This window comes from Kocuria salsicia, from assembly GCF_007681555.1.
In the GTDB taxonomy this organism is placed as follows: domain Bacteria; phylum Actinomycetota; class Actinomycetes; order Actinomycetales; family Micrococcaceae; genus Kocuria; species Kocuria salsicia.
Genome location: NZ_VELE01000001.1, coordinates 17204 through 31444, shown reverse-complemented (window position 1 = coordinate 31444; position 14241 = coordinate 17204). Strand labels below are relative to the sequence as shown.

Annotated in this window: 14 protein-coding genes; 8 read left to right on the top strand and 6 right to left on the bottom strand. The window is 69.9% G+C overall.

All coding sequences use genetic code 11. The annotated features are described in order from the left end of the window. The first annotated feature begins 170 nt into the window (after positions 1-170). Positions 171-1067 (top strand): heme o synthase, encoded by an 897-nt coding sequence (locus FS770_RS00190; RefSeq protein WP_094394788.1) that lies wholly within the window; start codon positions 171-173, stop codon positions 1065-1067. A 156-nt stretch (positions 1068-1223) separates the two neighbouring features. Next, positions 1224-2141: a dihydrodipicolinate synthase family protein gene (locus tag FS770_RS00185; protein ID WP_144942660.1), complete on the top strand. Its 918-nt coding sequence runs from the start codon at positions 1224-1226 to the stop codon at positions 2139-2141. A gap of 174 nt (positions 2142-2315) precedes the next feature. Here FS770_RS00185 and FS770_RS00180 read toward each other — a convergent pair whose 3' ends face one another. The 3 genes from FS770_RS00180 to FS770_RS00170 all read right to left on the bottom strand — a co-directional run bounded on the left by FS770_RS00180 (position 2316) and on the right by FS770_RS00170 (position 5309). Then, positions 2316-3332, bottom strand: a complete 1017-nt coding sequence (locus FS770_RS00180; protein WP_144942661.1) for a COX15/CtaA family protein — start codon at positions 3330-3332, stop codon at positions 2316-2318. Between the two features lie 151 nt (positions 3333-3483). Further along, positions 3484-4311: an ABC transporter permease gene (locus FS770_RS00175; protein ID WP_145009177.1), complete on the bottom strand. Its 828-nt coding sequence runs from the start codon at positions 4309-4311 to the stop codon at positions 3484-3486. Further along, complete coding sequence (locus tag FS770_RS00170) at positions 4308-5309, bottom strand: ABC transporter ATP-binding protein (RefSeq protein WP_244944651.1); 1002 nt, start codon at positions 5307-5309, stop codon at positions 4308-4310. The genes FS770_RS00175 and FS770_RS00170 overlap by 4 nt, the downstream gene beginning before the upstream one ends. A 258-nt stretch (positions 5310-5567) precedes the next feature. Between FS770_RS00170 and FS770_RS00165 the strand changes: the two genes are divergently transcribed. The 6 genes from FS770_RS00165 to FS770_RS00140 all read left to right on the top strand — a co-directional run bounded on the left by FS770_RS00165 (position 5568) and on the right by FS770_RS00140 (position 11792). Continuing rightward, positions 5568-6332 carry a helix-turn-helix transcriptional regulator gene (locus FS770_RS00165; protein ID WP_094394014.1) on the top strand — a complete coding sequence of 255 codons (765 nt, stop codon included), beginning with the start codon at positions 5568-5570 and terminating at the stop codon, positions 6330-6332. Continuing rightward, the gene (sufB, locus tag FS770_RS00160; RefSeq protein WP_094394012.1) at positions 6329-7804 is read left to right on the top strand and encodes a Fe-S cluster assembly protein SufB; all 1476 of its coding nucleotides are present in this window, start codon (positions 6329-6331) and stop codon (positions 7802-7804) included. Before FS770_RS00165 ends, sufB begins: the two co-directional genes overlap by 4 nt. Before the next feature lies 1 nt (position 7805). Continuing rightward, entirely contained in the window at positions 7806-9107 is a 1302-nt protein-coding gene (sufD, locus tag FS770_RS00155; protein ID WP_145009175.1) for a Fe-S cluster assembly protein SufD, read from the top strand. A 90-nt stretch (positions 9108-9197) separates the two neighbouring features. After that, positions 9198-9962, top strand: a complete 765-nt coding sequence (gene sufC, locus FS770_RS00150; RefSeq protein WP_094394010.1) for a Fe-S cluster assembly ATPase SufC — start codon at positions 9198-9200, stop codon at positions 9960-9962. A 32-nt stretch (positions 9963-9994) separates the two neighbouring features. Then, entirely contained in the window at positions 9995-10351 is a 357-nt protein-coding gene (locus FS770_RS00145; RefSeq protein ID WP_396350887.1) for a metal-sulfur cluster assembly factor, read from the top strand. A gap of 199 nt (positions 10352-10550) precedes the next feature. Beyond that, entirely contained in the window at positions 10551-11792 is a 1242-nt protein-coding gene (locus FS770_RS00140; RefSeq protein WP_145009173.1) for an alpha-hydroxy acid oxidase, read from the top strand. Between the two features lie 107 nt (positions 11793-11899). Here the strand turns inward: FS770_RS00140 and ypfJ are convergent, their stop codons facing one another. From ypfJ to FS770_RS00125, 3 genes are all read right to left on the bottom strand, one after another. Continuing rightward, positions 11900-12808 carry a KPN_02809 family neutral zinc metallopeptidase gene (gene ypfJ, locus FS770_RS00135; protein ID WP_145009172.1) on the bottom strand — a complete coding sequence of 303 codons (909 nt, stop codon included), beginning with the start codon at positions 12806-12808 and terminating at the stop codon, positions 11900-11902. A gap of 65 nt (positions 12809-12873) precedes the next feature. Continuing rightward, a complete protein-coding gene (locus tag FS770_RS00130) occupies positions 12874-13500 on the bottom strand; it encodes a CbiQ family ECF transporter T component (protein WP_244944650.1) in 627 nt (208 codons plus the stop codon). Then, positions 13497-14231 (bottom strand): energy-coupling factor ABC transporter ATP-binding protein, encoded by a 735-nt coding sequence (locus FS770_RS00125; protein WP_145010271.1) that lies wholly within the window; start codon positions 14229-14231, stop codon positions 13497-13499. The genes FS770_RS00130 and FS770_RS00125 overlap by 4 nt, the downstream gene beginning before the upstream one ends. Between the last annotated feature and the right edge of the window lie 10 nt (positions 14232-14241).

Sequence of the window (14241 nt, the reverse complement as noted above, 5' to 3'; positions counted from 1 at the left end):
CGTTCAACGCCGCCCCCGGGCCGGCCACCAACGTTCTTTGGAGCATCGATTCCGTGAATCACCTCGACACCGCGACGCACCCGGACTCCTCGGGATCCCCCGCGTCGCACGGCCACGGAGCCACCGGGAGTCGCATCTCGGAGGTCGCGCCCGTCGGGTACGAGGGCCCCATGACGGCCGGTCGCAAGATCAAGGCCTACGTGGCACTGACGAAGCCCCGGATCATCGAGCTGCTGCTGGTGGCCACCATCCCCACCATGTTCTTCGCCCAGCAGGGTGTGCCGAACCTGTGGCTCGTGCTCAACACCCTTGTGGGCGGCACACTCGCGGCCGGGGCCGCAGGCGCGTTCAACTGCTACATCGACCGCAACGAGGACCGGCTCATGCGCCGCACGGCCAAGCGGCCGCTCGTGACGGGTGAGGTCAGCGACCGCGAGGCCCTCGTTTTCGCCTGGGTGCTCTCCGCCGTGGCCGTGGCCTGGCTGACTCTGGGCGTGAGCGTGCTGTGCGGCGTGCTCGGTGTGGTGGCGATCGCCCTGTACGCGGTGTTCTACTCGATCGTCCTCAAGCGCCGCACCGCCCAGAACATCGTCTGGGGCGGCATCGCGGGGTGCATGCCCGTGCTGATCGGGTGGGCGGCGGTGCGCGGCACCCTCGAGTGGCCGGCTCTGGTGCTCTTCGCGTTCATCTTCCTGTGGACGCCCCCTCACTACTGGCCGCTGTCCATGAAGTACGCGGAGGACTACTCCCGTGCGGGCGTCCCCATGCTCGGCGCCGTGGACACCGCGCGCACCGTCGGCGCCCAGGTGGTCCTCTACGCGTGGGCCACCGTGATCTGCTCGCTACTGCTCATCCCCGTGGGCGGGGCAGGCTGGGTGTACGGCATCATTGCGCTGGTCTCCGGGGGCTGGTTCACGTACCACTGCCACAAGCTCTACGGCCTGGCCACCGCGGGCAAGCCGACCCTGAAGCAGGCCATGTACGTCTTCCACGGCTCCATCGCCTACATCACGTTCGTGTTCGTGGGTGTGGCGCTGGACCCGTTCGTCGGCGGCCCCATCTTCTAGTCGCTGCGCGGACACCCTCGTGTCCGCAGAAGCCGCGCGGGCCACGGCTCAGACTACGGGTTGCACCCGCCGTAGGGCGCTCGCCCTGAACGGCCACGGTCGGATCATCCGACCGGTCGATGCCCGGTACCGGTAAGGCTCACCTAAACTTGTCCCATGCTCTCCATGACGTTCTCAGGCGTGACCGCCTATCCCGTGACCCCCCTGCACCCCGGCGGCGCCCTGGACCTCGACTCCCTGGAATGCACAGTGGCGCGGCTCGCGCACAGCGGCGTCTCCGGCATCGTCGTCCTCGGAACGTCCGGGCTCTTTGCCTACCTCGACGCGCAGGAGCGCGCCGACGTCGTGCGCACGGCCGTGAGGGCCGCCTCCGGCTCGGGTGTTCCGGTGGGGGTGGGTATCTCGGCCATCACCACGCGGGAGGTGCTTCAGCTCGCCTACTCCGCGGAGAACAACGGTGCGGACGGGCTCGTGCTGAGCCCCGTGAGCTACATTCCCCTGGTGTCGCAGGAGATCGCGGACCAGGTGGAAACGGTCGCCTCGGCCGTCTCGCTGCCGCTGTGCCTGTACAACAACCCCTCCACCACGGGTTTCACGTACCCGGTCGAGCTCGCGGCGGAGCTGTCCTGGCTGGACAACGTGGTCGCGTTCAAGGACACCGCCGCATCCGGCAGGCTCTTCCACTCGCGGCAGCTGCTCTTCGCCCAGCAGTCGGAGCCCGGCACCGTGCACGGTGCAAGTCGTGACCAGCTGATCGTGGACGAGCACCCGGATGCGGCGTGGCACAGCGGCATGGCGGCGCTGCTGGCTCCCGAGTTCGTTGCCTTCCACGAGGCAGTGACCCAGGGCAGGACCGAGGACGCCGCCGCGTGGAGCCGGGCCCTGCGGCCGCTGATGCAGCTGATGGGCCACGAACGCCCGCTGTCGGTGCTCTACGCCTTGGCGGAGGTCTGCGGTGTGCGCACGAGCGCCCCGCGCCGGCCCCTGCTGCCCATTCCGTCCCACAGCCGGGACGCCCTCGCCACGGCAGTGGCGCGCCTGCGTGAGACGGCGCCGTCGACGACGTCGCGCTGAGCGTGCGAGGGCCCGTCACCGGGCCCGGGGGTGCCCCGGGTCGAGTGACGGGGCGCCCACGTTCTGGACCCCCGGGAACGGGACCCGCCCGAGCGATCCTGCTCCGGCGATGTCGCGCCGGGACGAGAACTGCCCTGGCACCCGGTCCGCAACCCCCGCGGCAGGACGCCGGGCTCAGCCGACGGGCTGCGCCGCGGCGTCGTTCTTCTCCCCGAGGTCGACGGGGGCCGCGTGGGCGTGCTCGGGTTGAGCGAGGTACACGGAGAACGAGACCACGCGCGTGGCAGCCCAGATCACCACGGCGGAGAGGACCATGTGCAGGGCCACCGCGGGGATCGGCACGTGGTTGAAGTACTGGTAGTAGCCCACCAGGCCCTGGGCCACGATGATCGCAGCCATGATCAGGTACGCGTTGCGCAGCACCGTGGGCAGTCCCTTGACCGTGCACAGCACGATCCCGGCCAGGACCGTGAAGGTCAGCAGGTACACGGGAACGGCGTGGGCGCGCGTGATGGCCACGGAGTCGAAGGCCAGGCGGGCGCTGGAGTCGTCCCCGGCGTGCACGCCGGTGCCCGTGACGAGAGTGCCCACGTAGAGGATCACTGCGCTCAGCAGCCCCGTGAGGATGCCGAGCACGAGCACGGCGGTGCGGGAGGAGTGCAGCTGACCCGGACGCTGGTCGTGCGCCACGGCGGAGAGCCCCTCGCGGCGCGTGTTCAGCACGAGCAGCGTGGACAGCGAGATCATGGCCGCGGAGATCAGGTAGTGCACGCCCACCATCAGCGGGTGCAGGCCCACCAGCACGGTGATCCCGCCCACGACCGCCTGCAGCGGGATACCGATGCCCAGGGCGAGGGCGAGCCAGAAGAGCTTCGGGTGCGTGCGGACCATCCGCATCACGGAGAGGAACATCAGCACCGCGACCACCGCCAGCACGAATGTGAGCAGTCGGTTGCCGAACTCGATGATCCCGTGGATGCCCATCTCCTGGGTGTTCGTCCAGGACTCCGCCGAGCAGCGCGGCCATGTGGGGCATCCCAGCCCCGATCCCGTGAGCCGCACGAGCCCACCGGTGAGGATCAGCAGCGAGTTGGTGAGCAGGGAGGCGACGGCGAGTCGCCGCACCCACGGGGTCACGGTGCTGGGCCACCAGAAGGAGTCGGTGGCGGTACGGGCGGCGGCGTCAGACATGAGCGGTGCATCCAGGGGCAGTGGGAACGAAGACGCTCCCAGTGTAGCCAGCGCGGCCTGGGAACCCCCGAGGACCCAGGGATGTCTCAGGCACGCCGGACGGTCCCCGGAGTGCCCGGACCCGGCGGGGACATCAGGTGCCTCCCTGCGATCAGACCCAGCGGAACCACTTGACGGTGGCGGCCCAGCTGAGGACCGCCCACACGCCCAGCACGAGCAGCGGCGCCAGGGTGGCCGGTGTCCCCAGGAAGCACTCGCGCACCAGCTCACCCGCCGCCGAGGACGGCAGCAGCGCCACGAGCCGGGAGAGCCAGCCGGGCAGAGCGGTGAGCGGGAAGAGGACGCCACCTCCCGCGGCAAGGGCCACCCACACCACGTTGAGGACGGCGAGGGTGGCCTCGGCCCGCAGCGTGCCGGCGATGAGCATCCCCAGGCCTGTGAACGTGACGGCCACCAGGACGAGCAGGGGGATCGAACCCAGCACCGCGAGACCGGAGGGTCGCCACCCGAGCCACGCGGCCACGGCGGCGATCACGAGGTACTGGAGGACGAGCACGGCCAGGATGGCCAGCAGCTTGCCCGCGATGAGCCCCGACCGTCCCAGCGGGGTCGTGGAGAGGTGGCGCAGCACCCCGTAGCGGCGGTCGAAACCGGTTTGGATGCCCTGCCCGGAGAATGCGCTGGAGATCACGCACAGCACGAGGATGCCCGGAACGGCCACGTCCACGCGGGAGGCACCGTCCACGCGGTAGGGGTCCAGAAGATCGGTGAACGTCAGCCCCACCAGCGCCATGACGGGCAGGATCACGAGCAGCAGCAGCTGCTCGCCGTTGCGGACCATGGTCATGGTCTCGAAGAGGGCCTGGGCCAGCACGCGCCGGGACAGCGACGCCGCCCGGGGACGCTGCGAGGCGCTGCCGGTCAGCTGGTGGGACTGCGGTGCAGTGCCCGCAGTGGGGAGGTGCTGCGTTCTGCTCATCGGACATCACCGCCGGAGACCTCCAGGAACACGTCCTCCAGGGATCGGGGTTGCACGCTCAGCGCCTCCGGCAGTCGGTCGTCCAGTGTGGCCCACCCCGTGACCTCGCGCACGCGAGCGCCGTCGAGGGGGCCGGTGAGGGTCACGGTGCGGTCCTTGACGCTCCAGGTCACGTCCGTGAACCGTGGCGTGCGCCAGGGCGGATCCTCCCGCAGCCTGTGCGCGTCCTGCGGCGCGAGGGTCACGGTCATCACGAGAGGTGCCTCCCGCTCGGCGCTCACGAGTTCGGACACCGTTCCCTGCACAGCCACGGTGCCGCGGTTGACGATGTAGACGTAGTCGGCCAGGCGGGCGGCGTCGTCCATGAGGTGGGTCGTGAGGATGATGCAGACGCCGGAGTCGCGCAGCTGCTGCACGAGGTCGAAGACGATGTTGCGCGAGCGCGGGTCGAGCCCGGCGGAGGGCTCGTCCAGGAACAGCACGTCCGGGCGGCCCACGAGCGCGGCGGCCAGTGCCACGCGCTGCTTCTGGCCCCCGGAGAGGCGCCGGATGCCGGTGCCGAGGAACGGGCCGATGCCCAGCCGCTCCACGAGCTCATCCAGGGGCACCGGGTCCGCGTAGAGCCGGCTCACGTGCCGCAGCAGCTCTCCCGGGCGCACCGACTGGGGCAGTCCGCCGTCCTGGAGCATGACGCCCACGCGGGCGCGCAACTGGGCCGAGGCCTGCCACGGGTCCTCACCGAGCAGCCGGACGCTGCCGGAGGTGGGCCGCTGCAGCCCCTGGGCGCACTGCAGGGTGGTGGTCTTGCCAGCGCCGTTGGCCCCGAGCAGGGCGGTGATCCTGCCCTGGTGCGCCGCCATGCTCAGTCCGCGCACGGCACGGACGGGTTCTCCCCGGCCCTCGAAGGTCTTCACGAGACCGTCCACCTGCAGGGCCACGGGGGCGGGGCGGGAGGTCTGGTCCAGGCTGGCGGGAGCTGGGTGGGGCGGGGTCTGCACCCGGTCAGTCTAGGACCTCGGCCGGACCCGCGGCAGCACCCGCGGCCACGGCGGCCGGGAACGACGTCGCGGCGCGCGGGGGTGCCGGACGGCCGCTCCCGGGCGCGGCGCGGAGCACCGGGAGCGTTTTGACGGGAATGGAATAAGGCATACGCTCGTTGTGTATTGCGTGTTCAGCGCGCGGTGCCGTCCCCGGGACGGACAGGTGCGCCGAACGCACCCCACTCACCTCTCTCCCGTAAGGATGTTGCACGGAGCATGAGTTCACCGGCCACGGACCGCGCACCCGCGGTCCGCTCGGAGCAGGACGACACCACCCGTTCGCGGGTGCTCTCCCTGGTGCTCGCCCACGGCCCCATCTCGGCGGCGCAGATCGCCAAGGACCTCGGCCTCACCCCGGCCGCCGTGCGCCGCCACCTGGACGCGCTCGAGGCCGAACTGATCATCGAGGTCTCCCCGGTGCGCAGTACGCGCTCCGGCGCGGGGCGCCCCGCCCGGCGCTACGTCGTCGCCCCCGGGGGCCACGAGCAGCTCGGCCACGACTACCTGGGACTGGCCCGGGAAGCCATCGACACGATGCAGCGGGTGGGCGGGGACGAGCTTCTCCGCGCGTTCGTCGTAAGCCACATGGACCAGATGCGCGAGCGCTACCGCCCGCAAGTCGAAGCGGCCGGGGACGACGTCGAGGACCGCCTCAGCGCCCTCACCGCAGCCATGAGCCGCGACGGTTTCGTGGCCTCCCACACCACGGTCACGCCGCGGGGCCCCAAGGGCGTGGCGCTGCGCTCCGCCCAGCTGTGCCAGGGCCACTGTCCCATCCAGGAGATCGCGAACGAGCACCCCGAGTTCTGCGAGCAGGAGACGGAGCTGATCTCCGAGCTGCTGGACGTGGACGTCCGCAGGCTGTCCACCATGGCGGCCGGGGCCCACGTCTGCACCACACACGTCCCGCTGCAGCTTCGCAGCGCGGGATCCACACACTCCACCAACCACACAACCGCACGACAGGGAGGGTTGTCATGACCGAGCGCATCGTGCCCGCGGAGACCGCGGGCGACATGACAGGCGACACCACGATTTCCGAGATCCTGGAGATGAACCCGGAGCTCGAGGGGATCGGGCAGTACCAGTACGGATGGTCCGACAAGAACGATGCCGGCGCCTCCGCGCGCCGCGGCATCAACGAAGAGGTGGTCCGGGACATCTCGGCCAAGAAGAGCGAGCCGGACTGGATGACGCAGCTGCGTCTGAAGGGCCTGAAGTTCTTCGACCGCAAGCCCATGCCCACGTGGGGCGCGGACCTCTCGGGGATCGACTTCGACAACATCAAGTACTTCGTGCGCTCCACCGAGCAGCAGGCCGGCTCCTGGGAGGAGCTGCCGGACGACATCCGCAATACGTACGAGAAGCTCGGCATCCCGGAGGCGGAGCGCAACCGCCTGGTGGCCGGTGTGGCCGCCCAGTACGAGTCCGAGGTGGTGTACCACCAGATCCGCGAGGATCTCGAGGCGCAGGGAGTGATCTTCCTGGACACGGACACCGCGCTGAAGGAGCACCCGGAGTTCTTCGAGGAGTACTTCGGCACGGTGATCCCGGTGGGCGACAACAAGTTCGCCGCGCTGAACACCGCCGTGTGGTCAGGTGGCTCGTTCGTGTACGTGCCCAAGGGCGTGCACGTGGACATTCCCCTGCAGGCCTACTTCCGCATCAACACGGAGAACATGGGCCAGTTCGAGCGCACGCTGATCATTGCGGACGAGGACTCCTACGTCCACTACATCGAGGGCTGCACGGCGCCGATCTACAAGACGGACTCGCTGCACTCCGCCGTGGTGGAGATCATCTGCAAGAAGAACGCACGCGTGCGGTACACGACCATCCAGAACTGGTCCAACAACGTGTACAACCTGGTGACCAAGCGCGCGATCGCCCACGAGGGCGCCACCATGGAGTGGATCGACGGCAACATCGGCTCCAAGGTCACGCAGAAGTACCCGGCGGTCTACATGACCGGTGAGCACGCTCGCGGCGAGACCCTGTCGATCGCTTTCGCGGGCGAGGGCCAGCACCAGGACACGGGTTCCAAGATGGTGCACATCGCCCCGAACACGTCCTCCTCGATCGTCTCCAAGTCCGTGGCCCGCAACGGCGGCCGCTCGGCCTACCGCGGACTGGTGCAGGTGCGCGAGGGCGCCACCCACTCGAAGTCCAACGTGGTCTGCGACGCCCTGCTGGTGGACACGATCTCCCGCTCGGACACGTACCCGTACGTGGACATCCGTGAGGACGACGTCACCATGGGCCACGAGGCCACGGTCTCGCGAGTCTCCGAGGAGCAGCTGTTCTACCTGATGCAGCGCGGCATGCCGGAGGAGGAGGCCATGGCGATGATCGTCCGCGGCTTCGTCGAGCCGATCGCCCGCGAGCTGCCCATGGAGTACGCCCTCGAGCTCAACCGTCTCATCGAACTGCAAATGGAAGGATCCGTTGGCTGATATGTCCACCACTGATCAGACCGCCCGCGACACCCAGGACACGAGCGAGGAGGTGGGCGGGGTCCCCACCGGTGAGGACCGCGTGGCCATCCCCGGCATGAGCCAGGAGGGCGAGACCCTGCAGGAGGGCCGCAACCAGGCTGGTGAGCCCGAGATCAGGCACACGCAGCACGGTGACATCTCGGGTGTGCCCGACTCCTCGCGCGCCGGGCGCTTCACGTCCTACGACGTCGCGGACTTCCCGCCGCTGACCAGCACGCTCGAGGACTGGCGCTTCACGCCCCTGAAGCGGCTGCGCGGTCTCGACGACGCCGCCCTGGACGGTCCAGCCCCCGCGGTCTCCGTCACCGGGGGCGACGCCGTGGAGGTCACCTCGGTGCCCCGCGACGACGCCCGCATCGGCTCGGCCGGCATCCCCGAGGACCGGGTCTCCGCAAACGCGTGGTCCTCCTTCCGCGAGGCCACCGTCATCTCGATCCCCCGTGACGCGGAGGTCCAGGAGCCCCTGATCGTCACGTTCACCGGCGAGTCGGACCGCCCGGCGGCCCAGCACGTGGTGATCGACGCGGGGGAGAACTCCCGCGCGCTCGTGGTGCTGCGCCACGTGGGCACGGCCGTGCTGTCCCAGAACGTGGAGTTCTCCGTCTCCGACGGCGCCTCCCTCACCGTGGTCTCGCTGCAGGAGTGGACGGACGACTCCGTCCACGCGTCCTCGCAGCAGGCCCGCCTGGGCAAGGACGCCACGTTCAAGCACGTGCTCGTGAGCCTCGGAGGGGACCTCGTGCGCGTCACGCCGTCCACCCGCTTCACCGCAACCGGCGGCGACGTGGCCATGTACGGTCTCACGTTCGTGGACGAGGGCCAGCACCTTGAGTCCCGCCTGTTCGTGGATCACTCGGTGCCGCGCTGCAAGTCCCGCGTGAACTACAAGTCCGCGCTGCAGGGTGAGAACGCCCACGGCGTGTGGGTCGGGGACGTCCTGATCCGCGCGGAGGCCGAGGGCACGGACACCTACGAGCTCAACCGCAACCTGATCCTCAACGACGGCCCCCGTATGGACTCGGTGCCGAACCTGGAGATCGAGACCGGCTTGATCGCCGGCGCAGGCCACGCCTCCACCACGGGCCAGCTGGACGACGAGCACCTGTACTACCTGATGTCCCGCGGCATCCCGGAGGACCAGGCACGCCGCCTGGTCGTGCGCGGATTCCTCTTCGAGATCATCCAGCAGGTGGGCGTCGAGGCCCTCGAGGAGCAGCTGCGCGCGTCCCTCGAGGACGAGCTCGCCCGCACCGAGAGCTGAGACCGGCCCCGCGCCGCAGCCCTCGCCCACGTACGTCGCACCCGAGCCCGTGACCGGGCCTGTGCCCACGACCACAAGGAGAATCACCCCATGTCAACTCTGGAGATCAAGGACCTCCACGCGTCCGTCATCCTGGACGACGAGACCACCAAGCCCATCCTCAAGGGCGTGAACCTGACCATCAACTCCGGTGAGGTGCACGCGATCATGGGCCCCAACGGCTCGGGCAAGTCCACGCTGGCCTCCACCATCGCCGGTCACCCCAAGTACCAGGTGGACTCCGGCTCCGTGACCCTGGACGGCCAGGACGTGCTGGCCATGTCCGTCGACGAGCGGGCGCGCGCCGGGCTCTTCCTGGCCATGCAGTACCCCGTGGAGATCCCGGGCGTGACCACCTCCAACTTCCTGCGCTCGGCCAAGACGGCCGTCGACGGCGAGGCCCCCTCCCTGCGCACGTGGACCAAGGACGTCCGCGCCGCCATGGAGAAGCTGAAGATCGACACGGACATGCTGCTGCGCAACGTGAACGAGGGCTTCTCCGGCGGTGAGAAGAAGCGTCACGAGATCCTGCAGCTCGAGATCCTCAAGCCGAAGATCGCGCTGCTTGACGAGACCGACTCCGGTCTGGACGTCGACGCCCTGAAGATCGTCTCCGAGGGCGTCAACCGCGCCCTTGAGCAGGACAACACCGGCATCATGCTGATCACGCACTACACCCGGATCCTGCGCTACATCAAGCCGCAGTTCGTCCACGTGTTCTCGGACGGCCGCGTGGTGGACCAGGGCGGGCCCGAGCTCGCGGAGCAGCTCGAGAACGAGGGCTACGACCGCTACGTGCAGGCCGCCGCCAAGTAGGCGCGGCGCACACGAGACCGGAGGAGGATTCCGTGAGTGATTCCACCGAGACCGCCGCGGCGGAGCAGGGCCCCAAGGGCCAGGCCTCGCTCGCGGAGATCGAGGACCTGCTGAAGAACGTGATCGACCCGGAGCTGGGCGTGAACGTCGTGGACCTGGGCCTGCTGTACGGCCTGCAGTACCAGGACGATGACTCCCTGCGCCTCGACATGACCCTAACCACGGCGGCCTGCCCGCTGCAGGACGTCATCGAGGAGCAGGTTGCCCAGAACCTCTCGCCCACCGTGGACGAGTGGCACGTGAACTGGATCTGGATGCCCCCGTGGGGTCCGGAGCGGATCACCGAGGACGGCCGGGACCAGATGCGGGCGCTGGGCTTCAACATCTGAGGTCCGAACCACCGCCACGGTACGGAAGGACATGACCGCCACCAGGGCACGACCACCACGGTCGTGCCCTGTTCCGTATCCGGGGTCTCGCTGGAAAATGTCCGGGTCCTCCACAAGCCGTCCGGTCCGCCCGGAGCGGGACCGCCACCGGGCACGGTGCTAGATTCGGAACCGACCACCCGCGACCGTGAGGACTCATGTGCAACGCCACCTGCCCCAGCTCTCGGAGCTCAAGCCACTCATGCGGTTCGGCTCCTTCAACCCGGACCGCCGTGCTGCCCGGCTCGCCAAGGCGGCGGACGTGGAGGCGCTGCGGCGGATCGCGCGGCGTCGCACCCCGAAACCCGCGTTCGACTACGTGGACGGCGCTGCCGGCCAAGAACTGACCTACCGGCGCAGCCGCAAGGCGTTCGAGTCCGTGGAGCTGCTGCCGAAGATCCTGCACGGCACTGACACGGCAGATCTCAGCACGGAGATCGCGGGCTTCCGCAGCGCGCTGCCGTTCGGGATCGCGCCCACCGGGTTCACGCGTTTCATGCACGCAGAGGGTGAGATCGGGGGAGTGCGGGCCGCCGAGAAGGCCGGGATCCCGTTCTCACTGTCGACCATGGGCACGCGCTCCATCGAGGAGGTGCGGGATGCCGCCCCGGACGCCGAGCGCTGGTTCCAGCTCTACCTGTGGCGCGACCACGCGGCGTCGCTGGACCTGCTGCAGCGCGCGGAGGCCGCCGGTGTGGGCACGCTGCTCGTCACCGTGGACACGCCAGTTCCCGGTCAGCGGCTGCGGGACGTCCGCAACGGCATGGTCATCCCGCCGCGCCTGACGCCCGGCACCGTGCTGGACGCCTCCTACCGGCCCGAGTGGTGGTTCAATTTCCTGACCACGGACTCGCTGAAGTTCGCGTCCCTCTCGAACACGTCCTCCACGCTGGCGGACCTGATCTCCTCGATGTTCGACCCCGGCCTGGACCTGGACGACCTCGCCTGGATCCGCGAGCAGTGGGACGGCCAGCTGTTCGTGAAGGGTGTCCTCACTCGCGACGACGCCCGGCGGGCCATGAGCGTGGGCGCGGACGGGCTCGTGGTCTCCAACCACGGCGGCCGCCAGCTGGACCGGGCACCCGTGGCGCTGACCTCTCTGCCGGGCGTGCGCGAGGAGGTGGGCCCGGGCGTCCCCCTGATCCTGGACTCCGGAGTCCTCTCCGGCGCGGACGTGGTGACCGCGCTGTGCGCCGGCGCGGACTTCGTGCTGATCGGGCGGGCGTACCTGTACGGACTCATGGCCGGCGGCGAGCAGGGTGTCTCGCGGGTGATCGAGCTGCTGGAGGCGCAGATCCGCACGGACATGATGCTCATGGGAGCCGGGTCGATCGCGGACCTGGGCCCCACGTCGATGCGCGCACCGTGGCTGGAGCGGGCGGGGAACACGGACCGGGTCTGAACCGCGCCAGGATCCCGGAGCAGAGGTCGGCCGAGGGCGGTGGCCGGTCTCGTCTGAGCTGCAGGCACGGGGAACGGTCCGTTTGTACGGAGCCCCGCCCCTCCGTCCTAGCTCAGCGCGTCCGGGTGGTTCAGGTTGCGCGCGGAGAACGTGTTGCAGGCCGTGAGATCGCCGGTCTGGTACCCGGTGAGGAACCAGGCCTGGCGCTGCGCAGCGGTGCCGTGCGTGAAGGACTCCGGGTTGGCACGACCGCGGGCGGCCTCCTGGATGCGGTCGTCACCGATGGCTCCGGCGGCCTCGATCGCGTCCGAGAGTTGCGCGCGTGTGATCGGCTGCAGCTGCACCGCACCGCCGGACTCGGTGGCGTGGTGGGCCCACATCCCCGCGTAGCAGTCGGCCTGCAGCTCGGTGCGCACCGCGCCGGAATTGGCACCACTGGGGTCCTGCTGGGCCCTGCCCAGGGTGCCCTGCAGGTCCTGGATGTGGTGGCCCACCTCGTGCGCCATCACATACTCCTGGGCGAGGGCATCCGCATCCGCGCCGAACTGGGTGCGCATCTCCTCGAAGAATCCGGTGTCCAGGTAGACGGTCGAGTCCGACGGGCAGTAGAACGGGCCGGTGGCCGAGGACGCCTGGCCGCACGACGTGTTGTCCGTGCCGGTGAACAGCACGACTCCCGGTTCCGTGTACTGCTTCCCCGTGGCCCGGGGAAGGTAGTCGCCCCAGAACTGGTCGAGGGACTGCACCGTGGCCACCATGCGGCAGGAGGTGTCAGTGTTGGCGTCCGCGCCGGTGCGGCAGCGGTCCGCGAGTCCGGAGTCCACCTGCTGGGTCCCGGTCGTGTCCTGGGTGCCACCGCCGGTGAGGGCGTCGATGCCGTCCTGACCGAAGAACAGGCCCGCGATCAGCAGCAGGACCACACCGCCCAGCCCTCCACCCACGGCGATGCCGCGTCCACCACCGCCGCCGGAGCTGACCCGCCCGGAGTTCAGCTGGGAGTTGTCGTTGAAGCTCATGGGGGAAGCATAGGGCCACTGTGCGGGCACCGGGGCGATTGGGCGGGGACGACGCCGTGGCGCGGCTACTCGAGTCCTCTCGCCGCGAGCGCCTCCCCGGTGCGGTGGGCGTAGTCGACCGTGGCGATGACTGCGGGGGTGACCAGCTGCACGGGGTGCGGGCGCACGGTGCGGGCAGCGGCGGCATCGCGCAGGGAGGTGAGGACTCCGAACAGCCAGGGGACCGAGCGGATCATCAGGGACACCGCAAGTCCAATGCGCTCGGGATCCACGCCCGCGAGGCACAGGGGTGAGCACAGCAGCACGAGCCCGTCGATGAGTCGGGGGAGGGGCGTGGTCGAGATGAGCAGGCGCGTGAGGGTGACCACGGCGAGCAGGGACAGCACGACGTCGGCGGCGCGCGCCGGGCCATTGGCGACGAGGTGGTAGGCCGTCAGCAGGATGACGAGCAGCAGCAGCGGGCGCAGCGAGCGCACCCACCGGCGCACGCCCAGACCGCAGGCGGCAGCGGCCGCCGCCGTGAGTGCGAGGGCACCCAGGGAGACCCGCCAGTCCCGCGCGGTCATGACGACCAGGCATGCTCCAAGAACCAGGAGCGCCTTGAGCCACAGCGGGCAGCGGTGCAGTGGGGACGTGCCGGGAACGTAGGTGCCGAGCAGGTCGTCACCCCGGGGGCGGGCGCGACGTCTCACGCCGCGGTCTTCCCGGGGAAGCCGTTCTCGCACCAGTGCCGGTAGAGGTGCAGCATCCGCTCGGGCGGGCCCTGGTCGATCAGGCGTGCCTCGTGGACGACCGCCACGTGGTCCGCGGAGGCCGCGAGGTCGAGGTCGTGGGTGCTGAGCAGCTGCTGCTGGGGGAGGCCGTCCAGGAGCTGGCGCAGGCGCAGCCGGTTGCGCAGGTCCAGCAGAGTGGTGGGCTCGTCCAGCACGAGCACGCGGGGCTCCACGGCCAGCACGGCGGCCAGGGCAACGAGCTGCCGCTCACCCCCGGAGAGGTCGAAGACGCTGTGGTGCGCGCGGTCCTCGAGGCCCAGCCGCCGCAGCCAGGCCATCGCCTGCTCGGTGCGCTCGGCGCGGTCCCGAACGCCACGCCGGAGGGACAGTTCGATGTCCTCGAGCGGGGTGGGCATGAGGATCTGGGATGCGGGGTCCGTGAAGACGAAGCCCACCAGGGAGCGGGCGTGCCGGGGGAATGCCGCCGGGTCCACATTGCCCGTCCGCACCACTCCCGAGGACGGCGTGACGAGCCCGTTGAACAGCCGCAGCAGCGTGGACTTGCCGGAGCCGTTGAGCCCCACCACCGCGGTGCGCCGTGCGGTGAACTCGCAGTCCACGCCCTCCAGCACGGTCACGGGTCCGCGAGGTCCCTCCACGGTCACGGTCACGTCCGCGCAGTACAGGGACTCCCGGTGCGGGGGCTCCAAGTCTGGGATT